At 37.2% G+C, this 25,781-nt stretch carries 25 protein-coding genes; all 25 read right to left on the bottom strand.

Going from position 1 to position 25,781, the window contains the following annotated elements; translation table 11 throughout:
- Positions 1–49: 49 nt before the first annotated feature.
- Positions 50–4,348, bottom strand: coding sequence for a PolC-type DNA polymerase III (locus tag QKW49_RS24820; protein WP_282865319.1), 4,299 nt, complete (start codon positions 4,346–4,348; stop codon positions 50–52).
- 30 nt (positions 4,349–4,378) lie between these two features.
- Entirely contained in the window at positions 4,379–5,017 is a 639-nt protein-coding gene (locus QKW49_RS24815; RefSeq protein WP_282865318.1) for a glycosyltransferase family 2 protein, read from the bottom strand.
- A gap of 369 nt (positions 5,018–5,386) precedes the next feature.
- Positions 5,387–6,436 carry a flavodoxin-dependent (E)-4-hydroxy-3-methylbut-2-enyl-diphosphate synthase gene (ispG, locus tag QKW49_RS24810; protein ID WP_282868233.1) on the bottom strand — a complete coding sequence of 350 codons (1,050 nt, stop codon included), beginning with the start codon at positions 6,434–6,436 and terminating at the stop codon, positions 5,387–5,389.
- A 30-nt stretch (positions 6,437–6,466) separates the two neighbouring features.
- Positions 6,467–7,486: an RIP metalloprotease RseP gene (gene rseP, locus QKW49_RS24805; RefSeq protein ID WP_282865317.1), complete on the bottom strand. Its 1,020-nt coding sequence runs from the start codon at positions 7,484–7,486 to the stop codon at positions 6,467–6,469.
- 444 nt (positions 7,487–7,930) lie between these two features.
- Positions 7,931–9,115 (bottom strand): 1-deoxy-D-xylulose-5-phosphate reductoisomerase, encoded by a 1,185-nt coding sequence (locus QKW49_RS24800; protein ID WP_282865316.1) that lies wholly within the window; start codon positions 9,113–9,115, stop codon positions 7,931–7,933.
- 103 nt (positions 9,116–9,218) lie between these two features.
- Positions 9,219–10,025, bottom strand: coding sequence for a phosphatidate cytidylyltransferase (locus tag QKW49_RS24795; protein WP_282865315.1), 807 nt, complete (start codon positions 10,023–10,025; stop codon positions 9,219–9,221).
- Positions 10,026–10,760: an isoprenyl transferase gene (locus QKW49_RS24790; RefSeq protein WP_282868232.1), complete on the bottom strand. Its 735-nt coding sequence runs from the start codon at positions 10,758–10,760 to the stop codon at positions 10,026–10,028.
- Between the two features lie 107 nt (positions 10,761–10,867).
- Entirely contained in the window at positions 10,868–11,062 is a 195-nt protein-coding gene (locus QKW49_RS24785) for a hypothetical protein (protein WP_282865314.1), read from the bottom strand.
- Position 11,063: 1 nt separating this feature from the next.
- Positions 11,064–11,618, bottom strand: coding sequence for a ribosome recycling factor (gene frr, locus QKW49_RS24780; RefSeq protein ID WP_282865313.1), 555 nt, complete (start codon positions 11,616–11,618; stop codon positions 11,064–11,066).
- Positions 11,615–12,349: a UMP kinase gene (pyrH, locus tag QKW49_RS24775; protein ID WP_282865312.1), complete on the bottom strand. Its 735-nt coding sequence runs from the start codon at positions 12,347–12,349 to the stop codon at positions 11,615–11,617. Before pyrH ends, frr begins: the two co-directional genes overlap by 4 nt.
- A gap of 108 nt (positions 12,350–12,457) precedes the next feature.
- Positions 12,458–13,102 (bottom strand): translation elongation factor Ts, encoded by a 645-nt coding sequence (gene tsf / locus QKW49_RS24770; RefSeq protein ID WP_282865311.1) that lies wholly within the window; start codon positions 13,100–13,102, stop codon positions 12,458–12,460.
- 144 nt (positions 13,103–13,246) lie between these two features.
- The gene (rpsB, locus tag QKW49_RS24765) at positions 13,247–13,951 is read right to left on the bottom strand and encodes a 30S ribosomal protein S2 (RefSeq protein ID WP_282865310.1); all 705 of its coding nucleotides are present in this window, start codon (positions 13,949–13,951) and stop codon (positions 13,247–13,249) included.
- A gap of 497 nt (positions 13,952–14,448) precedes the next feature.
- Positions 14,449–15,003, bottom strand: coding sequence for a hypothetical protein (locus QKW49_RS24760; protein WP_282865309.1), 555 nt, complete (start codon positions 15,001–15,003; stop codon positions 14,449–14,451).
- A 14-nt stretch (positions 15,004–15,017) separates the two neighbouring features.
- On the bottom strand, positions 15,018–15,347 hold the full coding sequence (locus tag QKW49_RS24755) for a hypothetical protein (protein WP_282865308.1): 330 nt from the start codon (positions 15,345–15,347) through the stop codon (positions 15,018–15,020).
- A gap of 57 nt (positions 15,348–15,404) precedes the next feature.
- Positions 15,405–17,021, bottom strand: a complete 1,617-nt coding sequence (locus QKW49_RS24750; RefSeq protein ID WP_282865307.1) for a FapA family protein — start codon at positions 17,019–17,021, stop codon at positions 15,405–15,407.
- Positions 17,022–17,030: 9 nt separating this feature from the next.
- Positions 17,031–17,804, bottom strand: a complete 774-nt coding sequence (locus QKW49_RS24745; RefSeq protein ID WP_282865306.1) for a FliA/WhiG family RNA polymerase sigma factor — start codon at positions 17,802–17,804, stop codon at positions 17,031–17,033.
- A gap of 61 nt (positions 17,805–17,865) precedes the next feature.
- Positions 17,866–18,222, bottom strand: a complete 357-nt coding sequence (locus tag QKW49_RS24740) for a hypothetical protein (RefSeq protein WP_282865305.1) — start codon at positions 18,220–18,222, stop codon at positions 17,866–17,868.
- 13 nt (positions 18,223–18,235) lie between these two features.
- Positions 18,236–18,721, bottom strand: a complete 486-nt coding sequence (locus QKW49_RS24735) for a chemotaxis protein CheD (protein WP_282865304.1) — start codon at positions 18,719–18,721, stop codon at positions 18,236–18,238.
- Positions 18,721–19,341 (bottom strand): chemotaxis protein CheC, encoded by a 621-nt coding sequence (locus QKW49_RS24730; RefSeq protein ID WP_282865302.1) that lies wholly within the window; start codon positions 19,339–19,341, stop codon positions 18,721–18,723. The genes QKW49_RS24735 and QKW49_RS24730 overlap by 1 nt, the downstream gene beginning before the upstream one ends.
- 49 nt (positions 19,342–19,390) lie before the next feature.
- A complete protein-coding gene (locus tag QKW49_RS24725; RefSeq protein WP_282865301.1) occupies positions 19,391–19,873 on the bottom strand; it encodes a chemotaxis protein CheW in 483 nt (160 codons plus the stop codon).
- 13 nt (positions 19,874–19,886) lie between these two features.
- Positions 19,887–21,929, bottom strand: coding sequence for a chemotaxis protein CheA (locus QKW49_RS24720; RefSeq protein WP_282865300.1), 2,043 nt, complete (start codon positions 21,927–21,929; stop codon positions 19,887–19,889).
- Positions 21,930–21,933: 4 nt separating this feature from the next.
- Entirely contained in the window at positions 21,934–22,983 is a 1,050-nt protein-coding gene (locus QKW49_RS24715; protein ID WP_282865299.1) for a chemotaxis response regulator protein-glutamate methylesterase, read from the bottom strand.
- 1 nt (position 22,984) lies between these two features.
- On the bottom strand, positions 22,985–23,656 hold the full coding sequence (locus QKW49_RS24710; RefSeq protein WP_282865298.1) for a flagellar brake domain-containing protein: 672 nt from the start codon (positions 23,654–23,656) through the stop codon (positions 22,985–22,987).
- A 19-nt stretch (positions 23,657–23,675) separates the two neighbouring features.
- Positions 23,676–24,581 carry a MinD/ParA family protein gene (locus tag QKW49_RS24705; protein ID WP_282865297.1) on the bottom strand — a complete coding sequence of 302 codons (906 nt, stop codon included), beginning with the start codon at positions 24,579–24,581 and terminating at the stop codon, positions 23,676–23,678.
- Between the two features lie 2 nt (positions 24,582–24,583).
- Positions 24,584–25,780 (bottom strand): flagellar biosynthesis protein FlhF, encoded by a 1,197-nt coding sequence (gene flhF, locus QKW49_RS24700; protein ID WP_282865296.1) that lies wholly within the window; start codon positions 25,778–25,780, stop codon positions 24,584–24,586.
- Position 25,781: the final 1 nt, after the last annotated feature.

Genomic DNA, 25,781 nt, shown 5'->3' with positions numbered 1-25,781 from the left:
TTGCATCAGTTGATATTATACCACTCTTTTACAAGTTTAGCAATAGCAATTAAAATAAACTCAATTGACTGCTTTCGGGTAAGTCTTTTAGGCAGCCCTGTTGGCTTAATATTTCAACCACCGATTTACTCACCTTGGCTCTTATCCGCAAATCATCAACCGATATGAATTCTCCATCTTTTCTGGCCTCCACAATGCTTCTTGCAGCTGCAGAACCCACTCCTTGAAGCGCATTTAGCGGCGGCAAGATTCCTTGATCAGTACGAATGAATTTCACTGCATCGGATTCATAAATATCGATAGGTAAAAATCTTATCCCTCGACTGTACATTTCATTACATACTTCAAGGATGGTTAATACATTTTTTTCTTTTGTACTAATCTCGTTGCCTTTTGCTTCCAATTCTTTAATCTTATTTTTCACTTTATCAGCACCATGGGTCATAAGTTCTGCATCAAAATCATCAGCCCGTACAGTAAAATAGGCAATATAAAATGCTTCCGGATAATGAACCTTAAAATATGCAATTCTGAATGCCATCGTCACATACGCTACAGCATGAGCTTTTGGGAACATATACTTTATTTTTTTACATGAATCGATATACCACTTCGGTACATCGTTTTCCCTCATTGCAGCTTCGTCCTCTTCTTTCAATCCCTTTCCTTTTCGCACACTTTCCATGATCTTAAATGCATGTTTGGGTACCAGACCGTTATACATAAGATAAACCATAATATCATCACGGGTACATATTACTTCAGGAAGTGTTGCGATACCGGCACGTACCAATTCTTGCGCATTATTAAGCCAAACATCTGTACCATGGGACAAACCACTGATGCGAACCAATTCGGCAAATGTCTTAGGACGGGTATCTACCAACATCTGCCGTACAAACTTAGTACCAAATTCCGGGATAGCAAAAGTCCCCACTTCACTATTGATATCTTCCGGCTTAATACCTAAAGCCTCGGTGCCGGTAAAAATGCTCATGGTCTCAGGATCTCCGATGTTAATCTCTCTTGCGTCTACTCCTGTTAAATCTTCCAGCATCTTTATGACGGTAGGATCGTCATGTCCCAGAATATCCAGTTTGAGCAATCGTCCGCTGATAGAATGATAATCAAAATGAGTGGTAATGATATTTGAACTTGTATCATCGGCAGGCCGCTGAATGGGACAAAACTCAAATATCTCGTTCTTCTGCGGTACAATCATAACACCACCCGGGTGCTGCCCCGTTGTCCTTTTAACGCCTGTACAGCCTTTTACAAGACGGTTGATTTCTGCATTATGCGCTACCGTTTCTTTCTCATCCAGATATTTTTTTACAAAACCGTAAGCTGTCTTTTCCGCAATTGTGCCGATGGTACCCGCCCTGAAAACATGCCCTTCACCAAACAGTTCTTCAGTATACTTGTGGGCTGTAGGCTGATATTCTCCGGAAAAATTCAAGTCAATATCCGGTTCTTTATCTCCGTCAAAGCCCAAGAATGTTTCAAATGGAATATCATGTCCATCTTTTTTATATACAGTTCCGCATTCAGGACAATTTTTATCCGGCATATCTACCCCCGACCCTACAGAACCGTCCATGATAAATTGGGAATGCTTGCAGCTCGGACAAACATAGTGCGGCGGCAGTGCATTTACTTCAGTAATTCCTGTTAAAAACGCTACAAAAGAAGATCCTACCGAACCTCTCGAACCTACAAGATATCCATCGCTTAACGACTTCCATACCAGCTTTTGCGCAATGATATACATTACCGAGAATCCGTTTTTAATAATAGAGTTTAATTCTTTATCCATTCTCTCTTTGACAATGGAAGGAAGGGGATCACCATATATTTCTACCGCTTTATTTACCGAAAGGCTCTGGATTTCTTCTTCCGCACCGGGAATCTCGGGTGGAAAAGTTTCATCCGGAATGGGTAGTATATGCTCTACCATTTCCGCAATCAAATTGGTGTTTTCCACTACTACTTCATAGGCCTTCCGGCTTCCCAGATAACTGAATTCCTCCAGCATTTCTTCCGTTGTTCTCAAATATAACGGCGGCTGATTATCCGCGTCACTAAATCCTTGTCCAGCCATCAGTATCCTTCTGAATACTTCATCATGAGGATCTAAAAAATGTACATCACAAGTTGCGACAACCGGCTTATTATATTTTTCTCCGTATTTTATGATGTCCCTATTTATTTGCTTGAGTTGTTCTTCATTCTGAACCCTGCCATTATCCAGTAAAAACTGGTTGTTTCCTAGAGGTTGTATTTCCACATAGTCGTAAAACTTAACTATCTTAGATATTTCATCATAGGATTTACCATTCAAGATCGCTGAATATAATTCTCCTGCTTCACAGCCCGAACCAATGATTAACCCTTCTTTATACTGCAAATATAAACTTTTAGGCACCCTGGGTTTTTTATAAAAATAGTTCAAATGGGATTCCGATATAATCTTATATAAGTTCTTCAAACCGATATAATCTTTCACTAAAATCACTGCGTGATAGGAGTCCATATTCTTTACATCTTTTACCCCTGTTAAAGCATTGTTAATATCCTTTAGGCTATATAGTTCCTGTTCCCTTAATATGGCAGAACACTTCAGGAAAATTTGCGCTGTTGCTTCTGCGTCATCAACAGCTCTATGATGATTTTCCAGCTTAATGTCCAAATGTTTAGCGATAATGTTTAATCTATGCCTTTTTAGTTCAGGAAAAAGTGCTCTGGAAAGCTCCAGGGTATCCAAATTGCTATTATCAAATTCCAACTCCAATTTTCTTGCGTTGGTTTTGATAAATCCTACATCAAACCTGGCATTATGCGCAACAAGTACGCTGTTTCCGCAGAACTCAAGAAATTCCTTTAGTACAGTGTCTATGGCAGGAGCATCTTTGACCATGTCATCCGTAATACCCGTTAATTCTGTAATCTTAGCCGGAATGGGCACGCCGGGATTGACAAATGTCTGATACCGGTCTGTAATTTCCCCACCACTGATCTTCACCGCTCCGATTTCGGTAATACCATCTTTTTGAGCATTTAATCCTGTTGTCTCAATATCAAAAACAACAAACTCACTATCAAGCGTGTTTTCATCCGGATTGTATGCAATGGGAACACTGTCGTTTACCAAGTAGCATTCTACACCATAGATAATTTTTATATTATTTTTCTTCCCTGCTTCATACGCTTCAGGGAATGCCTGCACAACACCATGGTCCGTGATAGCAACTGCCGGATGCCCCCAGCTTGCTGCTCGTTGAACAAGATCTTTTACCGATGAAACCGCATCCATTGCACTCATCTGCGTATGTAGATGCAATTCGACCCTTTTCTTTTCCGCATTGTCCATCTTTACTAGTTTTGGAGTCTGAACAATATCATACGCAAAAACTACAAGTTCTCTTGCATATTTGTCATATTGTGCTTCACCTCTTACTTTAACTCTTACCCCACTCTTTATCTTTTGTTGAATATCTCCTATTTTATCCTTATCAGTAAAAAACTTAGCCGTCATTGACCCAGTAAAATCTGTCATATCAAAAGAAACAATGTATTTTTCACTTTTTAGTTCTCTTATCTCAACTGAGAAAATATCCCCTTCAATGGTTACTCGTCCTGATTCTTGATTAACCAGAGATATAGCAATCGCATCCCCCGCAATGCTTTTACCATGAATAAGGGATGATGTATTTTCCGATTGAGATTTTTGAGCTGAGGTATTCTGTCCCTGCTCTCTTACCGGGTTGCTTTTTAGTACCTGAGATACAACATGTGACTCATGCTTTTCTTTGAAGTCCAGATATCCGGTGTTTTCTCCATCAGTATGCTGATTATCAATAAACTCTACCATGGTTTTTATTCCGAATTCATTGTCAATTAAATTCTCAACAAGTTTATCGCATCTATTCTTCTGCAATAACTGACTCCCACCATACTTTAAATATACAATAAATTTATCATTCTCATACCGGCATTTACTTTCTGCTAAAATGCTCCGGCATATGGGTAGATTCTTTTGAAGATAATATTTAATACTTTCATAATAATCTTCAAAAGATAAACTCCGTGAATCCAAATTACTAAATCTAATACTAAAATTAATATCATCAAGCTGATAAGCAGCCTTAATATTACTGCTTATATGATCGATATCCCATTTATTAACCAGTTTCTCCGATTCAATCGCGATATCCACTCTTCTTGTTTTACGGTAGACTTTAATCCCGGTAATCTTTGAACCGCACAATATGTCTTTAACTTCACCTTGTGATTTAATATTAGGAAATAATTTTAATAGGTTTATATTTGAAAAAGAATTTTGAGACATATATGATAACCCCTTACTAAACAATTAAAATTACCGCTGGCGCACCAATGTTAGTTCGCGAATAATATCCCAATACATTTTCATTCGAGCTTGTACGCCTTTTTTCCATCCTAACTTTTCTTCTTTCATGACATGGGACATTTCGTCCAGCATTACTTTTTTATAGGGTATCCCATGCTTTCTCACATAATTTGTAAGCGCTATCTCAACGCCAAACTTTGTAATCTCCATATTGCATAATTCATCCAAAACCTTCTTTCTGACCGCTCTTTGTCCCGATAAAAAAGGTGATACCTTCTGTGCCAAATCAGTGGTAAAACGCCCTCCTTCAAATATACCGATGGTCATATCCACTTCTTGGCTGATTACAGGCCGTAAAAGATCCATTACATGCCTTTCTGTCAGTCCGATAAGATCAGCGTCCAAAAAAAGCACAATATCAGCATTACAATTATTGAGCCCCACTTTCATTGCCCCACCTTTACCTATATTCGTTGAAAGCTCTATTACATTTGCTCCCCAATGTCTCGATATTTTTGCAGTGTCATCATTGGAGCCATCACTTACAACGATAATCTCTTCCACTTGCTCCACGAGGGTAAGAACCTCTATGACTTTCCCTATGGTAGCAGCTTCATTATACGCAGGTATAATTGCACTGATATTCATTTTTCATCCATCCTTTGCATCTTTGCATTGGTAGATAGCAAATACGTGACAATGAGGCAGTTCGAACTTACTGAGAAAGTGCTTATCGTTCGGAAGTCGGACACGGGCGGGGCCCAGAGCGAAACTACTGAAAAAGTGCTTGATTGGTCAGTCGCAAAGCATGGGGACGGACCTACAGCTTCCCTAAAAAACAAGCGCAGCAGTAGGTCCGTCCCCATGCTTCACTCCTTCTATGTGCTAAATCAGGCTTTTTCAGTGATTCCAACCAGTCCCCATGTCCAACTTCCTCTTCGTGCTAAGTCGTACTTTATCAGTATTCTCCAATCGTCCCATATCACATATTCACTATTCACTATTAATTATTCACTATTATATGGTTTCCAACTCTTCCATCAACGCGTCTACTAATTTATCTTCGGGTACTTTCTTTATAATTTCCCCTTTTTTGAAAATTAGTCCAACGCCATTGCCGCCTGCAATACCAATGTCTGCCTCACGCGCTTCACCAGGCCCGTTTACCGCACATCCCATCACTGCAACCTTAATATTTTTATTGCTGTTCTGGAGCTTTTGCTCTACAGTATTAGCAATATTAATTAAATCTATCTGACAACGCCCACAGGTAGGACATGAGATCAATTCTATACCATTCTTTCTCAATCCCAGGGATTTTAATATCTGAATACCAACCTTAACTTCTTCTACAGGGTCTCCTGTAAGTGATACACGAATAGTATCGCCAATTCCGTCCATCAACAGCGTTCCAATGCCTATTGAAGATTTTATAGTTCCCGACCATATGGTTCCTGCCTCAGTAACACCCAAATGCAGCGGGTAATCCACTTTTTGAGAAATGAGACGATATGCTTCAATCATCATGGGTACGTTAGATGCCTTTAAAGATATGATAATATCGGTAAAATCGTGTTCCTCCAAAAGCCTTACATGCCTTATCGCACTTTCAACCATCGCTTCCGGGGTAGGAGATCCATACTTATCTAATAATTCTTTTTCTATCGATCCGGAATTCACACCTATTCGTATCGGGACACCCTTTTCCTTTGCAGCCCGGCTAACCTCCCGCACCCTTCTATCTTCTCCGATATTTCCCGGATTAATCCTTATCTTGTCAACCCCTCTATCAATACATTCTAATGCAATTCTGTAATCAAAATGAATATCCGCAACAAGCGGTATTTTTGTTCTTCCTCTGATCTTCGAGATTGAATACGCAGCATCCATATCAGGAACAGCCATTCGTACGAGATCACATCCTGCCTCTTCAAGCCTCCATATTTGCTCCAGCGTAGCTTCCGGATTACGGGTATCGGTATTGGTCATAGATTGAATAGAGATGCCTGCATTTCCGCCAATATTTACACTGCCAACCTTTACTTCTTTTGTCTGTCTGCGTTTGATAAAGCTTTTATCCATATGCACCTCCTTAAACTACTGTCCGACCATGCGAACGATATCATTAAATGTCACAAATACAAGCAGTAAAATAAGCATTGCAAAACCAACAAAGTGGACCATGCCCTCTTTTTCCGGGCTTATCGGTTTTTTTCTAACCCCTTCTATTAGTAAAAACATGATCTTACTACCATCCAAAGCCGGTATAGGAAGCAGATTAAATATGCCAAGGTTAATACTTATCAGCGCTGCCAGAAAAGCTAAGTTCCGCAATCCTTCCTTAGCCGCAGTGCCTATCCCTTGTACGATTCCCACTGGTCCGGAGACCTGATTCATTCCTGCTTTTCCTGTTACTAGGTCTCCCAATGACGCAAATATTACCTTCGTTAAAAACACTGTACGATAATAGGCATATTGGGTGATATTCACGATATTTTTGGATACGGTGAGTGCTTCATATCCCATGATATAACTCTGATATTTTTCTTCCAATTCCGGCACCAGTGTGAAAGTCATTTTCTGATTGTCCCTTAACACAGTAACATCAATCGGATTATCTCTATTCTTATCTAAAAAATATCTTACATCTTCTTGTATATGCACTTTGTAATTATTAAGACGAATAATTCTATCGCCCTCTTGAAGTCCAACTCCCTGTGCCGGCTTATTAGGAATTAGTTTTCCGATTACAGCCTGTGGAATCTCCGGTTCATAAGAAAGCATCACTACAAAAATAATAAACCCAAGAAAAAAATTCATGATCGCTCCTGCTGCTACTACGGCTATTCTAGCCCAAAGAGGTTTATTACTAAATGCCTTTTCATCAGTAGAGCTCTCTACTTCTCCCTCCATCATAACATAGCCGCCTATAGGAAGAGCTCTTATGGAATACATTGTATCACCTTTTTTATGCTTTAATAGTTGTGGTCCCATCCCTATAGCAAATTCATGAACCTTTATGCCTACCAGCTTTGCAACCGTAAAATGACCCAGTTCATGAAAAAAGATCAACAATGCAAATACGATAATCGCCGATATCAAAGTAGTCAATATCATCACCAAACCCTTCAAGTAATTAACAATTAATAATTAGTATATAAGTCACACTAAAAGTATATTACATATCTGCTCAGAAATGCAACACGGGGACGGTTCGAAATTACTGAAAAAGTGCTTCATCGTTCGGGAATCGGACACGGGGACAGGGCCGCAGTCCGGCCCAAAACCAGGCCTGACAGCAGCCCTGTCCCCATGTCCGATTCCCTCTTCGTGCTAAATTAAACTTTATCAGTGGTTTCAAATCGTCCCCATGTCTCATTTCTTCTTTTGCTCCTGACTGTAATACACTTAGTGTTTTTTATATAAAAACTTTTATATTGTTAGTTTCTACCTCTATCCTTTAAATATTCAGTATACTCTCAGTATATCCACTTATGAAAAGTAATTTATTGCTTAAGCGTCACAGTAGCCATTATACAACCAAGCAGCAAATATAAACATTCATTGTCCATTGTCCATTGTCCATTGTCCATTATTTACTAAAAGTTCTTGCGCCGCTTCTCTCGCCCAACTGTCGACCTTCAACACGTCTTCCAACGATGGATTTATAATATTCTTATGCATTTCCATTGCAGTTTCTACCATCCAAGCAATTTCGAGAAAAGTAATCTTGCGTTCTAAAAATAGCTGTACTGCTATTTCATTCGCCGCATTTAAAACAACCGGCATTGTACCGCCTTCCTTTGCAGCTTCAAATGCAAGTTTAAGACACTTAAATGTTTCTACGTCCGGTTGCTCAAAGGTAAGATGATTGTTTTTTAGCAAATCAAGACCCTCGCTTGTAGAGGGATACCGTACTGGATATGTTAATGCATATTGTATTGGTATCTTCATATCCGGAACACCCATTTGCGCAATAATAGAATAATCTACGCATTCAACCATCGAGTGAACGATGCTCTGTGGATGCACCAATACTTGGATCCTATCAATGTCCACATCAAAAAGCCACTTTGCTTCAATTACTTCTAATCCCTTATTCATAAGTGTTGCTGAGTCAATGCTTATTTTACTTCCCATATCCCATCTAGGATGTTTTAATGCCTGCTCGGGTGTAACAAATTCTAACTGCTCAGTTTTCTTTCCACGGAAAGGACCTCCCGAAGCTGTTATGATAAGTTTCCTAATATGCTTGTTTTCAGTATTTTGCTGGAGACATTGCAAGATAGCCGAATGCTCACTATCCACAGGTATAATAGATACATTCTTTCTCTTTGCTTGATTCATTACGATTTCTCCGGCAGTGACTAATGTTTCTTTATTTGCTAGTGCAATATGCTTTTTTGCATTGATTGCCTGCATTGTGGGTACTAAACCTATAATTCCCACCACAGAAGTCACGACCATTTCAATCTGTGGTATTGTAGATACCTGTACCAAACCATCTAGACCGCTAACCACCTGAGTATCCGTATCTTTTATATTATCTTGTAATTCTCGGGCACACTTTTCATCCATTACGGCAGCAATGACAGGCTTGAATTTTCTGATCTGCTGTTCCAATAATTTAATGTTTTTATTTGTAGACAATCCCCAGATCCTAATATTATTGAGATGCTCAACTACTTCCAGAGTTTGTGTCCCAATGGACCCGGTAGATCCTAAAATTGATATGTTCTGTATCATATTTCATCTCCTTGGATGTTTATTAGTGGGGAGTGGATAGTGAGGAGAAAAAACTCGGAGATCCCCATTATTCACTTTTCACTCGCTAATTTTCTATATATATCTAACTTATAATGCTAAAATTCATAGTAAAATAGTATACCAATGGCGCAACGAAGACAATACTGTCAAATCTGTCCAAAACTCCCCCATGACCGGGCATAATGCGTCCAAAATCTTTTATGTTATACTGCCTCTTTATGATAGATGCAGATAAATCCCCAAGCTGAGATACAATGGAACATGCTAACCCTAAAACAAATAAACTCCCATAATGCACATTATGATTTCCAAAATAGTGTATTAGGTATCCGAAAAGTAAAAAAGATAATCCACAGCCAATAATTCCTCCCAGAGCGCCTTCAACAGTTTTTTTGGGACTTATTTCAGGCCATAGTTTCCTCTTTCCCATCGATGTACCAACAAAGAAAGCAAACGTGTCTGTTGTCCATGCGCCTAAAAAGATCATCCAAATCAATATATTACCTTCCGGCAGATATCTTGTAAATACGATATGAGAAAAGAAATAAGATATATAAACGGTAGAAAAACATGTAATAGCAATATGGCTCAACTTTATTGTATTATGTTTGATCAAAATAATAACAAATAATAGTATGATATAACCATATATCATAGGCATAATAAATTTCTGTTCCATAAAATTACTAAACGCCATTATAACACTACTAATGAATGCGAGTGAAACTAATGATGTATTCTGCATATTGCCTGCAGCACAAAATAGTTCATGCAGTGCGAGTACCGAAATAACTGCCACTCCAATATTTATAAATATTTTATTTGAAGTTAATACCACTACTAGTATTATAATCCCAATTGCTGCGCTTACTACTCTTTTCCCAAGCACTTATATTCCTCCATATCTTCTGTGTCTCTGTTGATAGTCTCTTATAGCCTCTAAAAGGTTTTCAGTAGTAAAATCCGGCCAGTTAATATTTGAAAACCATAGTTCGGAATATGCCGATTGCCATAGCAAAAAATTACTCAACCTTAATTCCCCACTAGGACGAATAATCAGGTCAGGATCTTTAAGGCCTTTGGTATACATGTACCTTGACATCAGATATTCATCCACTTCTTCAATGTTCAAACCGGAATATTGAACATCGGAAACAATTCTTTTGACAGCATTGATGATTTCATCTCTTCCACCATAATTTATCGCAATATTCAAAAGTAATCCTGAATTATTCTGAGTTAATGTTTCAGTTTTATGTATTTGCTGTTGAATTTCTTCTGATAACAATTTGATGTCACCAATCACTTTAATAACAATATTTTTCCCAGCCAATTGCCTTTCAGCATCCTTAAGGAATTCCAACAGTAAATCCATCAAAAAATTTACTTCTCCCTCAGGCCTTTTCCAATTCTCGGTTGAAAACGCATAGACAGTAAGTACTTTTATACCTATTTCATTAGAAAATTCCGTAATCTTTCTTATCGTTTGCGCACCGGCTCTATGCCCTGCTGAACGGGGCAATCCTCTTTTTTGAGCCCATCTTCCATTGCCGTCCATAATAATTGCAATATGTTCAGGCAATCCAGAAGCATCTATTTTTTCTTTTGATTTATTTATACCCATTTTTTTAAAAAAGTTGCCAATATTTACTCTCAAAATCTACGACCTCCTACTCTAAAGAAATACCCCTCTTATCGAGGGGTAACTAGCTGTGAAAATAGGGGGGCAGGCTACATATAACAAACTAATAATTCAATTTCGTCATGACATATCTCCACAGCCCTTAATATTCTGCAATGATCAGTAACAGAATCGTTAGAGTTAAAAGGAGATTTCGTTACAATCATGTCAATGTTACTGAATCCGCTTGATAATAAAATTTCTTTTCCTTTTTCTAAAGGATAGCCTACTATATCAGGAAGCATTTTATACCTCCATAATCTCTTTTTGTTTCACTTCGGTGATATCATCAATTTCTTTAATATAATCATCAGTCAAATGTTGAATATCTTTTTCAATATCTTTTAAATCATCTTCTGTAATTTCAGAATTTTTTTTCATTGTTTTATAGTGGTCAAGAGCATCACGTCTGATAGACCTTATAGCAACCTTTGCATCTTCACCTTTTTTATGAACAGCTTTTACTAACTCTTTTCTTCTCTCCTCAGTCAAAGGCGGAAAGTTCAATCTTATAATTTTCCCGTCACTATTTGGAGTAATGCCGATATCCGATTTAAGCAAAGCTTTTTCTACTTCTTTTACAATACTGGCATCCCAAGGCTGAATAGTAAGCATTCTTGCTTCAGGTACCGACACATTTCCTATTTGTGTGATGGGAGTTGGAACACCATAATAATCTACCGTCACTTTGTCCAGAACCGCTGGATTAGCTCTACCGGCCCTTATACTTGCAAGATCCTCATTGAAAACACTAATGGTTTTTTTCATTTTGCTCTCAACTTCTTGGTATTGATTTTTCATGCTTTATCTTCCTCCTTAACTAATGTACCGATTTGCTCACCTAATATTACTTTCTTGATATTTCCAGGTTGGTTTAATCCAAATACCATAAGAGGAATATTATTATCCATACATAATGATGTTGCAGTGGAATCCATAACGCCTAACCCTCTATTCAGAATATCGATATACGTCAATCTATCGAATTTAACAGCATTAGGATTTAATACAGGGTCAGAATCATAGACTCCGTCTACTTTCTTTGCAAGCAGAATCATCTCCGCGTCTATTTCAGCGGCTCTTAATGCTGCAGTAGTATCTGTCGAAAAATATGGATTTCCGGTACCGCATGCAAATATCACAATTCTTCCTTTTTCCAAATGCCGTACAGATTTTCTTCGGATATACGGCTCTGCAATTTGTCGCATTTCAATAGCTGTCTGCACTCTGGTAGGTATTTCTCTGGATTCCAGTGCATCCTGCAGCGCCAGAGCATTAATAACGGTTGCCAACATACCCATATGATCTGCTGTGGTTCTATCCATGCCCTTCCCGCTTCTTCCCCTCCAGAAATTCCCTCCTCCTACAACGATCGCTATTTGTACACCTAATTCTATACATTCCTTAATTTCATCGGAAATTCTATTAATCGTGTCGAAGTCTAATCCAAAACGACCTTCTCCTGCTAAAGCTTCTCCGCTTATTTTTAATATTATACGTTTATACTTAGGAATCATTAATATTTCCTCCATCTAATAATATCTTCTACATAAATTCAGAAAATCCTGCTAACATCTTTAAAAAAGGAACACAAAAATGTGTTCCTTTTTTAAGGATATAAATACTTTTATGTTTATATACTATTTAACCATATTTGCAACTTCATCTGCAAAGTTGTCATCACGTTTTTCAAGACCTTCACCTTTTTCAAAACGTGCAAATCTACGGATGTTCATATTTTCACCGATCTTTGCGATCTTTTCAGTTAACAAATCTTTGATAGACTTATCAGGGTCTTTGATAAACGGTTGTTCTAACAGGCATACTTCTTTATAGAATTTTTCTATTCTTCCTTCAACCATTTTATCAACAATTTTTTCCGGTTTTCCTTCATTTAATGCTTGTGCTCTAAGAATTTCTTTTTCTTTTTCAACCATCTCAGCAGGTACTTCTTCTCTTGATACGTACTGCGGGTTTGCAGCTGCAATCTGCATCGCAACATCCTTAACAAATTCTTTGAATTCTTCATTTTTCGCAACGAAATCAGTCTCAGAATTAACTTCAACCAGAACACCTATTCTTCCATTGCCATGTATGTATGCTTCCACAAGACCTTCAGCAGCAATTCTTCCTGCCTTCTTTGCCGCGGCAGCCAAGCCCTTTTCTCTTAATAATTCTATCGCTTTTTCCATATCACCTTTGGCTTCAGTGAGTACCTTTTTACAATCCATCATACCGGCGCCGGTTCTTTCTCTTAGTTCTTTAACCTGTTCAGCAGTGATCATATATATGCCTCCTATAATGTTGTTTTCCTTATTTTAATTCTATTTGCTGTTTTTATGCAAATTTTCTAATATACATCGTATAAATCAAAATAACCCAGCCTTCAGTCTTCATTAATCAGACCGAAGACTGGGTTATTTAAATGTTTATTCTTCAGCTACAATTTGCTCTCCCTGTCTTCCTTCGAGTATAGCATCCGCAACTTTTGAAGCAATCAGCTTTACAGCTCTTATAGCATCATCATTGCCCGGAATAACATAATCTACTTCTTCAGGGTCACAATTGGTATCTACAATCGCTACTACCGGAATACCGAGTTTTCTAGCTTCAGCAATCGCAATTCTTTCTTTTCTTGGATCAACTACAAAAAGCGCTCCAGGAATCTTTTTCATTTCCTTGATACCACCTAAGAATTTTTCAAGCTTTTCTCTTTCTCCTCTAAGCTTGATAACTTCCTTCTTAGGAAGCAAATCGAAAGTTCCGTCTTCTTCCATTTGTCTTAGCTGATTTAATCTGTCAATACGTTTTCTGATAGTCTTGAAGTTGGTAAGCATACCGCCCAACCATCTCGCATTAACAAAATACATGTTACATCTTTCAGCTTCTTCTTTAATAGAATCCTGTGCTTGCTTTTTTGTTCCTACAAAAAGAACACTTTCACCATTCATAGCTAGCTCTCTGATAAAATAATAGGCCTCTTCTATTTTCTTTACTGTTTTTTGAAGATCTATGATATAGATCCCATTTCTTTCAGTAAAGATATATTCAGCCATTTTAGGGTTCCATCTTCTTGTCTGGTGACCGAAGTGAACACCTGCTTCTAAAAGTTGTTTCATTGATATAACTGACATATTTCCACCTCCTGGTTTTTTTATACCTCCACCTTGCTCAACTCTTTAAAAGACCATGACGGCACCCTTTTAAAAATCCCAAGGTGTGTGTATTTTTTCCTCTAGTAGTTTACCACAGTTACTTTTAATTAGCAACTGTTTTTTATTATTTTTTGATTTAGTGGGGAGTGAGGAGTGGATAGTGGGGAGAATATAAAAACTCCTAACTTCTACTTAATGGTTGTTGATCTAAGTTCTTTATTCTATCTATAATAGATTATGAAAAAGTACTAAACCGTTCGGAAATCAAACATGTGGACAGTCCAAGAATGCTCAAAAAATGCTTCATCGGTCAGTCGCAAAGCACGGGGACAGGGCCGCAGTCCGGCCAAAAACCAGACCTGACAGCAGACCAGTCCCCATGTCCGATTTCCTCTATGTGCTGAATCGGACTTTCTAGCCTCCGTTTAACTTTATTGTCCATTGTACATTGTCCACTGTACATTATTCACTATTAATTACTCACTGCCCTTCCTGGTTCCCAGCACCAGCCTGATTTCTTCTTGTCCCATATTTAATCTATGTGCTATTTCTCTAATGCTTAGGCCTTGCTGTGATAGATTAGCCGCTTCTATGTATTTAGAATTTGAGAAAGATAGCAATTCGCATTGTTTCGGCTTGCTTCCATCACTAAAATTGCTCTTACTCTCATCATTATTTTCTAATAAGGCACGAATATGCATAAGTTGGTCTTCGGAAATTTTGCATTCATCAATTAACTGCCGTAATCGCTGTGCCAGCTTATCCCCATCCCGTATTTTGTCATTCAAATTATTTAGAGATTTTTCATATATTATATTTGAATCCTCCACGTGAGAAACGATATAATCAGAAAGATTATTCAACTCATGAACCATCTGATCAGCACTTTCTAATGTTTTTTCTAACTGATTAGCCTTCTTTTCAAGTGAAAAGATTTGCTCTCTCACGATATTCTTATAAGTTCGCGCGAATAATAAAAAACAGCATATATTTATTATTATTAGCATTATAACAGCAATGTAGTACTCCATTATGTCGCCCCTAACTATATCTGAATATCTATTCTGGTTCCCTTATCCGAATCAGTACATTCGCCTTTTTTATTCTTTTCATCAGCATGTGCATTTTTTTCATTGTTACTAGACTGTTTCTTATTTCTTCCACTGCGCTGCTCTTTTTGCTTTTCTCGTATTTTTCCCTCAAAAGCTTTGTCGGTTGAATTTACTTTCTTTAAATCATGTTCGGCTTGCTGCTGCATTCCTAGTGAAGCTTGATGATGTTGAAGATTGCTTCTTTGATTGTCTTCATTCTGGATTTTGGATATTTCAGGTGTTTTTGGTATGGTCATCTGAAAGTCAATAGGCTTAATGGTCATTCTTCTCGCCCCCCTCAACAGAAAATATACACCCGGTCAATTTTCTTTAACTATCGTTTATTTTACATATTGACCGACTCTGATATCCGCTCCATCACGGTAAAATACAATATATTGCATATTTTCTTTTATAAACATCACACTTGAACCAATCGACACTTTTGTACCCGGGTAAACAGTATTTTGTACTTTTATCTTACCATTGCCTTCTTCTTCAATTCTCTCGATTATTTTTAAATATTCATCTTTTAAAACAGAAATATTATTATCCAAAAATAATTTGGTTTTTATCGACTTATCTAAAATTATCTTTTTAGATTCATCCAGTTTATTCATTGATTCCAGTTTCTTTAATAAGTCAATAGCTTGACCTGCTTTTTTTATTTCAAGCTCCATGCTTGCTATTTCTTCTTTTAATTCCTTATGCCTTTCACGCAAAGAAGGATCTAATCCTACCTCAATTTCTGTAACAGTCGCCATCGGCGAACCTATAACCTTAGCAATGACTTCTTTACCAACCCTGGTTGCTCCTCCAACAATAAGTCCTTTTTTCCCAGCTAACTCTAAAGAACCGCCACATTGTACGGTACTATGCATAATCGCTTCACTTTTTATATCACCTTTTGCAGTCAAACTACTGTGTTCAATGTATTTCGCAATGATATTACCATCAGTTATCAAAACACCTTTACCTAGTCCCTGCATTCCTCTATGTAAGATGATATCACCTGCAGCCTTGATCACAGCACCTTCTACAACTCCACGCACCTCTACCGTACCCCCGGCTTCAATAGAAAACCCGGTTAATACATTTCCCTTTACAACCACGTTACCAATAAAATTAATATTTCCGGTAGAGTTGTCTACATTCCCATTCACTTCATACAAAGAATATACATTGACTTTTCTATCTGCTACGATTACCTGCCCATCAATCGCAGCTATTAACTTAAGTCCATTTTCAGTAATCTTAACATTCTTTCCTTTTGGAAGTATCACAGGTTTACCGGATATAGGAGGTATCTCTTCACCATACACATTTTTACCGGGAGTTCCTGCTGTTGGGGGTATGACTGTGATCAACACGTCCCCGGCGTGAACATTATCTATCAAATCCAATTGTCGGAAGTCAACCTTTCCATCATCCAAAATCTTTGGAACAGTATTCTTAGAAAGCTTAAAGTGATACTGCATTTTCGCGTTTTCGCCATTAACCGGGTCTGATCCATGCGCAACCTCTATTTCTTGACCATATACAGGATATCTGCTTATCGTATCAACAGTTTCATGATCAATTCCAAATACAATATTTTCGTTTTCCAAAGCATTAATTATTTGCTCTGAAGATAACATTTCTCCACCGTCCGGTGGCTCGATAATAATAGACGCTCTCATTTTATGATGAGAAATAATAATTTTTATATGGGCATCAATTTTATATTCTTCTTGTGGTGGCGCGATCTTTACTTCTTTTCCTATATCTTTCTCTACAGCTTCTATAATCTTTTCACTGTCATAATTATCTATATTTTTTCTTTTAACAAGATCGAATAGCTCGGCCACACCGACAATTTTTCCACATTCTTCGAAAGGATATACCACTAGAAAGACGCCCTCTTCGCGATAGTTTAACCGATACCCTCTTTTTTCTACTGCGTCAGTTCCTCCACTCATGATATCCCCCTATTCTTCATATAATATGGACCTATGCTTGTTTAGCTTTACACTCAGTCTCCCTACCGCTTTTGAATGCAGTTGTGAGATTCTTGACTCAGATACCTTCATGATTGCACTGATCTCTTTTAATGTAAGTTCTTCAAAATAATACAATGTAATCACTATTTTTTCTTTTTCCGGTAATTTATCTATTGTATCGGCCAGTATAGCCTTTATTTCATTAAATTGCGTATAATTGTCAGGATTTCCATACTGGCTGGTATTTGCTACTTCAACACTCATTTCATAATTCTGCTCCATGTATTCATCTAATGATATAAGATGACTAATATTAAGGTCGCTCATCGTTTTATGAAACTCATCAAGATCTATTCCTAACCTATCAGCTATTTCCTGGTCGTCGGGTGAACGACCCAGCTCATTTTCCAGTTGTACCATTACTTTCTCAAATTCTTTATTCTTTTGTCGTAATGTCCTTGGGACCCAATCTAATTTTCTAACATTATCAATAATTGCGCCTCTTATTCGTAAAGATGCGTAAGTCTCGAATTTTACGCCTTTTGATACATCAAATTTGTCTATTGCATCAATGAGTCCGAATACACCGTAGCTTAATAAATCTTCATAATCAACATTATTACCAAAGTAAATACTTAACCGTCCGGCTACATATTTTACCAACGGAGAATATTCTAATATTAACTTTTCTCTAATCGTACCATCTCTGGTGTCGTGATACTTTTTCCATATATCCATTTGCTTCAAGTCAATACCAGACATCACAAACCTCTCCCAAATTCTTTGTATTATTTATATACTATTATATATAAATTATATTTTATCATTCATCTTGATAGCTGGCTGTTTTTATAGCCTTTGCTAATATTTTAGCATCCTGACCATCTATCTTATTAACCTTAAGAGGTGTAAAAGTCTCATCTTCTTTTTCCTCTGCAGCATGTGATTGCCGCAATTCGTTCTGTATCTGTACTTCTTTTTCTTTTTTACTCTTTTCGTAAAGAAATATGTCTGAAAGGATTTTTTCTGCAATTATTCCGAGAACATAGAATGAAATCATAAATATCGAAACCCTTAAACATAGAACATTAAATCTGATTGACTGCTGCATACTTGCTAATATTATCAATAAAGCAGATGTAAGTGATAGTATGCCGGGAATGTACCGTATAATTGTCATATCCCTCTCCCTTCTATAACTGCTTTATACCATAGCCGATGGTTTTAACCATAAGAAGTCCTGTTACCGTATCCAATTCTATGGTTCTCCCATAGTTTCCACCTGTATCTTCCGCTATGATAGGTATTGTTAATTTATTTAATATCTCTTTACTGGCAGCAGCGTTTCTTTGACCTATCTTCATAATATCATTTGCTTGAGAGAACGAGAACATTTGTGCTCCGCCTGCAAGTTTCGCTGTTATATTATTCTTTTTAGCCCCAAGGTTTATCATCATGTCAAGCAAATCATAAATAGCTGTATCCGCGAATTTAGCTCTATTTGAATTATTCTTTACTTGAGTACTATTAGGAAGCATAATATGAGCCAGCCCACCAACCTTAGTGACCCGATCATACAATGCAATCCCTACGCATGATCCTAATCCCAAAGTAGTCAAAACTCCGGGGCATTTCGTCGTATTTAGATCAGCCATTCCTACCTTGATCAAATTATCCATCAATCTACTACCCCTAATGCCTTTAATAATATATCATAAGAATCCATATCCGGTATTAAAAAGAAATTTCCAACCACAGTGCTATTGTCCTCAACAAATTCTGTCTCAATAAAAAGTACAGTATCCCCGACCTTTCCGAATTCTATAGCGGGAACGCTAAGAATAGCGCCAGCCATATCTATCGTTAGATCCGGTATTGATGGCAATATAGTTAGATTAGTCAATGACGAAAGAGAAGATAAATATGCACCTGATAAAATATTTCCGATTTCTTTTAATGCCGAAATATCCATCTCACCAAATTCTTCAATATGGTCCAAATCTTTCCCCATCAGCATATTAACTAATGAATGAGCATACTTTTGTTCAAGTATAAACATGATATATCCGGTTAAATCACCGGTGACACTTAATAAGATCCCTACTACAATGCTATCGGCTCCGCCTAATAGGTCGGTTACTTTCTTAAATTCAAGTATTTGAGCCTTCGGAACAGCCATGTCTACCTTCTTATTCAAAAGCTTAGCCAAAGCAGTAGCTGCATTACCAGCTCCAATATTTCCTATTTCCCTAAGAACATCCAAATGCATATTATTCAATTCATCTATAGACAACGACATAAATTCACCACCTCATACCTGTTTACTGTATGTTTTCTTAATATTATTTTTATCCCTCATTCTTTGCACTGCTGACCAATTTATCAATATTCAATAGGGTTATAATTCTCTGCTCTATTTTTCCAACGCCATAAATGAAGTCCATTGAAAGGTCGTTACTGAAATTTGATAGCCCTTCAATTGCTTCCTTAGATAAGGATATTACCTCAGCAACCGAGTCAACAATGCCCCCAATAGAGGCTTCATCTACTTTGAATATGATAATACGTGTATCTTCTGTCTGTTCAATGAGCGGAAGATTAAACCTCTCCCGTAATCCCATGACCGGAATGATTTCTCCTCTAAGATTAATCACTCCTTTGATATAATTAGGTGCTTTTGGAACACGTGTAATCGCAGTTGGTGTCACAATCTCTACAACACGATGAATATCCAATGCGTATTCCTCTTCCCCTAGTGTAAATACTACATATTGAGATGTATCTGCTGATTCTACACTTTCTACATTACTACCCATATTTTGCATGTCCATTGTTCTTCCCCCTTTATAGTGCTAACGCATTTACATCCAGAATTAATGCAACCTGTCCATCACCCAGGATAGTAGCCCCAGCAATATTTCTGATTCCTGACAAATGCTTTCCTAGAGATTTTATTACGATTTCCTGCTGTCCTATCAAACGATCTACTGCAAATCCGGATAACTTGTCCCCTTTTCGCACAATAACTACAGTAATTTGTTCTGATTCTGCTTTATTATCCATCGGAATATCTAGTATTTTATTTAACCGAATAAGAGGAATCACACTATTTCTAAGTAGAATCACTTCTTGCTTCTGAACCAATTTGATGTCTTCAGCCTTTATATTAACAATTTCTCTGATAGAACTCAATGGAATAGCATATTTTTCATCAGCCAATATTACCATTAATGCCTGAATAATAGCCAATGTCAATGGCAAACGAATAATAAATTTACTTCCCTTTTCACGCTCGGTTTCTACCTCAATTACACCACTCAGCGCTTCAATCTTCGTTTTAACAACATCCAGACCAACGCCTCTTCCTGAAACGTCAGTAACTTTATCCGCTGTACTAAAGCTTGGCCTAAAAAGAAATTCTACTAATTCTTTTTGTGATAACGAACGCGCCATCTCTTTGTCTACAAGACCTCTTTCAATAGCCTTGGTTTTTACCTTTTCAGTATCAATACCGGCCCCATCATCTTGAACTTCGATGATAACATTGTTTCCGTCATGATAAGCCTTCAAGTTTATCGTACCATGTTGAGGTTTGCCTTTTGCCAGCCTTTTTTGAGGCATCTCAATACCATGGTCAGCGGAATTTCTCAATAAATGGATTAAAGGGTCACCAATTTCATCGATTACAGTTCTGTCTACCTCAGTTTCCGATCCGTACATATTCAGTGTGATCTGTTTACCAAGTTCTTTTGCCAAATCACGGATCATTCTCGGGAAGCGGTTAAATACCATCTCAACAGGTACCATTCTCACTTTCATCACAGCATCATGCAAACTGGTGGTAATCCTTTCCATATACTCAACTGCTTCGCCATAGTTTTGATTTATATCTGTGACCTCGATACCTTCAAGACGTGTTTTAATAATAATTAACTCACTTACAAGATTCATCAGGTTATCTAACCTGTCAATATCTACTCTGACTGTTTTTCCTGTTCTAGGCTTTGCAGTCTGATTTTGCGCTTTTTCATCTCCATCATCCGTCGCCTCTTCTTGCTGTTTTATCATTTTCACCGGCTTATCAGCTAACTTTTGATCATCCGGCTGTAACGCTAACTCTTTAAATGACAATGGCTTTATTATTACGTCATCGACCTCTGCTATACCTTTTAATTCTTTTTCCAATGTGCTTAACGATTCTTTAGTGACTAATACAACGGTAAATTCAAAATCAAATTTTTCATCCTCAATATCTTCTACTTTTGGTTCGGATTTTATGATTTCACATTTACTTTCAAGGGTCTTAAAAATAATGAATGCCCGTGCTGATTTTAATACGCAGCTCTTATTTAGCTTAATCGTTATGCTAAAAGCGTTCATATTCATATTCACTGCTTTGTTTATAATATTTTGAGCATATTCATCCAGTTCGAGCCCTTCCATTTTGTCAATTCGCTTATCCTCTTTTTTCTCAGATAAAGCAGTTTCTGTAGATATCGATCCTCTAGACTCAAAAACAGTATTCAGGGTCTTAATAATATCGCTGTATGTATTGCTGCCTTCATTACCGGTGTTTATAATTTTGTCTACATAATCCTCAAGCGCATCTAAACATTGGAACAATAGGTCAACAATTTTAGAGTTCACCTTTATTTTTCCGTTTCGTATTTCTTGAAGAACATTTTCCATGTCATGTGTTAGCGTAGCCATCTTTGAAAAGCCCATTGTAGCTGCCATTCCTTTCAAGGTATGTGCAACTCTAAAAATTTCATTTAGTATTGTCATATCTTCCGGAATCTTTTCCAACTCTAACAAGTTCTCATTAAGGTTTTGTAAGTGCTCTTTTGATTCCTCAATAAAAAGTTCCAAGTACTGGCTCATATCCATATTTCTACACCCCCACTTTTCTTATAATCTCATTACTAATGTCATTTAGTGCTATAACCTTATCTACAATCCCTGCTTGTACAGCAGCTTTCGGCATACCATAAACCACGCAAGATTTTTCATCTTGTGCTATAATGTGAGCCCCGTTATCTGTTTTTAGTCTTTTCAAACCTTCACATCCGTCAGCACCCATACCTGTCATAATTACCCCAATAATATTATTCTGACCGGTATCCGCTAAAGATGACATCATTACATTTACCGATGGCCTATGTCCTCCTTCCGGAGCATTTTTGTTCAGACGAATAACGATTTGCCCTGTATTGCTTTCCTTTTGAAAAACCATATGATAGCTACCAGGCGCAATATATGCATATCCTGATGTAATAATATCTCCATCTTCCGCTTCTTTTACATTTAGCTCGCTCATACTGTCTAAACGTGCTGCAAGTGATTTTGTAAATCCCTGGGGCATATGCTGTACAACCACAAAAGCAGCAGGAATATTACCGGGAATAGGTGGTATCACTTGCTGTAATGCTCTCGGGCCACCTGTTGACGTACCGATTGCGACAATATGCTTCAATTTTTGACTGTTTATTACCTTTTTCTTCTCACTGCGGGTATAATGTACAAAAGAAGAACTCGGTCTGACGATTGAATTTTTAGCAATCTTAATCTTTTCAATAATTTCCTTTTTTACTTTTTCATTTCCTACGTCAAATATATTACGAGGCTTTGCAATGAAATCTATTGCTCCCAATTCCAGTGCTTTAATTGTTGCATTTGCTCCTTCTGTGGTTAAACTGCTGACCATGATGACCGGTACCGGTTTTACATTCATAATTTCTTTAAGACATTCCAGCCCATCCATCACAGGCATTTCAACATCAAGCGTCACAACATCCGGTGAAAGTAACTTTATCTTATCCAACGCTTCTCTACCGTTTCTCGCAATATCCAGCACATTTATATAAGGATCTTCCGATAGTATATCGGTAACTATTTTCCTTATAAATGCCGAATCGTCAACTACTAAAACTCTAATAGACATATTATACCAGTCCTTTTTGCCTTAATTTGCGTTGCCTTTCAAAGATAAACTTAATTATATTGTCTCTATCTTTTGTATTCATTCCTTGAAAAGAAATACCAACATCATACTTCGAGCTATCTTGATCATAGAGAAGACATCTGACGATCTTACTCTTTGATTTCATTGAAATACCATCTAAATTGAACTCAATTTCAATAAAATCGTTAATGTGATAGGGCTTATTGGTCAGCAACCCCATCCCACCACCGCTAATGTCCCTGATGAGGGCTTCATTCCAGCTATCATCACTATTGTCTTTTCCCTCAGACTTCACCACTCTGAATCTAACTGACATCAAACATTCAAATCTGAAATATTCTCTTCTTTGAATTTTATGAATATTCCCTATAATTTTTACTTTAAGTACTAAAATGTTATCCCGTTTTGTCCTTAGAGCAATCTCACCCTTGAAGGAAAAAAAACCTTTTGGATGTAGAAAACAAACCTTTATCATACTTCCGGTTGATATAGGTATGAGTTTTCCTTCGTGTATGGGCGCATCAATCACAATACTCCCATCTTTTAACACTTCTTCCAATTGGCTTACATAAACAGGCTTTTGTTCAACGCCACTGTGACTCATAACAGTTATATCAAGTTTTGCTCCTGGTATCATCTCATTTACATTCATTATATCATCCCTATTCTAGTTATGCATTATCCAAATTGACTAATCTGCGAAAAAATGCTTTTATTCCTGTAGATTTTCTTAATTTGCTGCTATCGGTTTGCATTAGCTTACATGCAATTTCATATATCTGTTTAGATGCATTTGATTTTGGATAGCTTATCATAAAAGGCTCCTGCTGCTTTATTGCCTTTACTACATTAATATCATATAATAAATACCCTAGATGCTGGAGTTTCATTCCTAAAAAATTCTCTGACGCAAAAGATAGTTTCTTCATCGTCATCATTGCCTCTTTCTCGCTTTCAGCACGATTTACGATAAGCTGAATATCTTTTTCCTTATCCTTATTTGATACAGTTTTTATTAATGCGTACGCATCCATGATAGAGGTGGGCTCAGGAGTCGTAACTAATATGATTTCATCACTAGCTAGCGTAAAGCTTATCACATTATCCGATATTCCCGCCCCTGTATCAATGATCACAATATCCGCTATCTGGTCCAATGATTCTATTTTCTCAATAAGCGCTCCCAACTGCTGCTTTTCCAAGTGAACCATTTCTTCCAATCCCGAACCACCGGATATGAATTTTACGTTCATCGGACCTTCGGTAATAATATCAAAGATTGTTTTACTGTCATTTACTACATCCAATAATGTGTAGTTCGGAGAAACTCCAAACAATATATCTATATTGGCCAATCCGAAATCAGCATCTAAAATAATAACTCTGTAACCCAATTGACTAAGATTCAGAGCCAGATTAACAGAAATATTCGTCTTGCCGACTCCGCCTTTTCCACTTGTTATTGTCAAAACCCTGCATCTGCGTTTTTCCTGTTCTTCAGAGACTGAACGACTCACAAGTGGACGGTTTTTTAAATTATTAATCATCTCTCTCAATTTTTGCGCCTGATCGCTCATACTTAAATGCTCCCTAATAATTTTTTTGCAATCCTGTCTATATTCAATAATTCAATATCATCAGGAACACTTTGTCCGGTTGTTACATATGACAGTTTTGAAGATGCATATTTTGCGATGTTAAGAATTATCCCAAAATTTGATGACTCGTCCATTTTTGTGAAAATAATTCTATACTCCTTTAAGAAATCATAACTGTTTATAACTTCTTTACATACATTATAATCAGTGGTAACGCTGATTAATAAATAAATCTCATCGGGCTTACAATATTCTATCGTTTTCTTCAACTCTTCAAACTTCTGCATATCTTTATGGCTTCTACCGGCAGTATCTAATAAAATCAAGTCTTTGTCTTTATAATTCTCAATCGCCTGCAGAACTTCTTCCGGAGAATAAATCACCTGCATTGGTAAGCCAAGTATCTCGGTATAAGTCTTTAACTGCTCCACTGCAGCCATTCGATACGTATCGGAAGTAATGATTCCGATATTTTTTTTATGATTTAGCGCAAAAATTGCTGCGATCTTTGCAAGTGTAGTCGTCTTTCCTACTCCAGTAGGCCCTACAAATGCAACGATTTTAGATTTAGACTCATCTCCAAGTCGGATAGGCTCCGGCTTATCCAGCATTTTAACAATATTATGATACATTTTTCCTGCTACATCATTTATATTTGCTCTATCGGTGATACTTTCCTTCACTTTATCTGTAATTTCATTAACCAATTCAATATCAACGTTGTTTTTTAATAAATTATTGGTAAACGCCTGCAAAAACTCTGATATTTTATCGGTCTCCGGTTCTAATGTTGGAGTAAAACCGTTAGAAGATTGCACTTGTTGATATATTTTTTCCAGCATCTGTTCCATATTCTTTACTTTATATTCTAGTTCCTGTATATGTGAATGGGATACATCTTCATCTTTTTGCATTGATGAAGTATTGTTAGGAATCGGTTGATTACTATAATTCTTAGGCTTATTATGGCTGGTGCTTCCAAGCTGTATCCCTTCTTGCTTAACAGCATCTTGGTCTACAGCAGCAAGTACCTCTACCAGTGGCTTTGAGAGTAATTTTAATAACCCTTTTTGTTTAATCTTTCTTGTATTTAAAATCACCGCATCACTACCCAAATCCACTCTAACTTTCATCATTGCATCTTGGGCATCTTTTCCGATATATCTTCGTATTTTCATT

This window comes from Petroclostridium sp. X23, assembly GCF_030013905.1.
In the GTDB taxonomy this organism is placed as follows: domain Bacteria; phylum Bacillota; class Clostridia; order SK-Y3; family SK-Y3; genus X23.
This window is presented reverse-complemented; position numbering and strand designations above follow the sequence as displayed.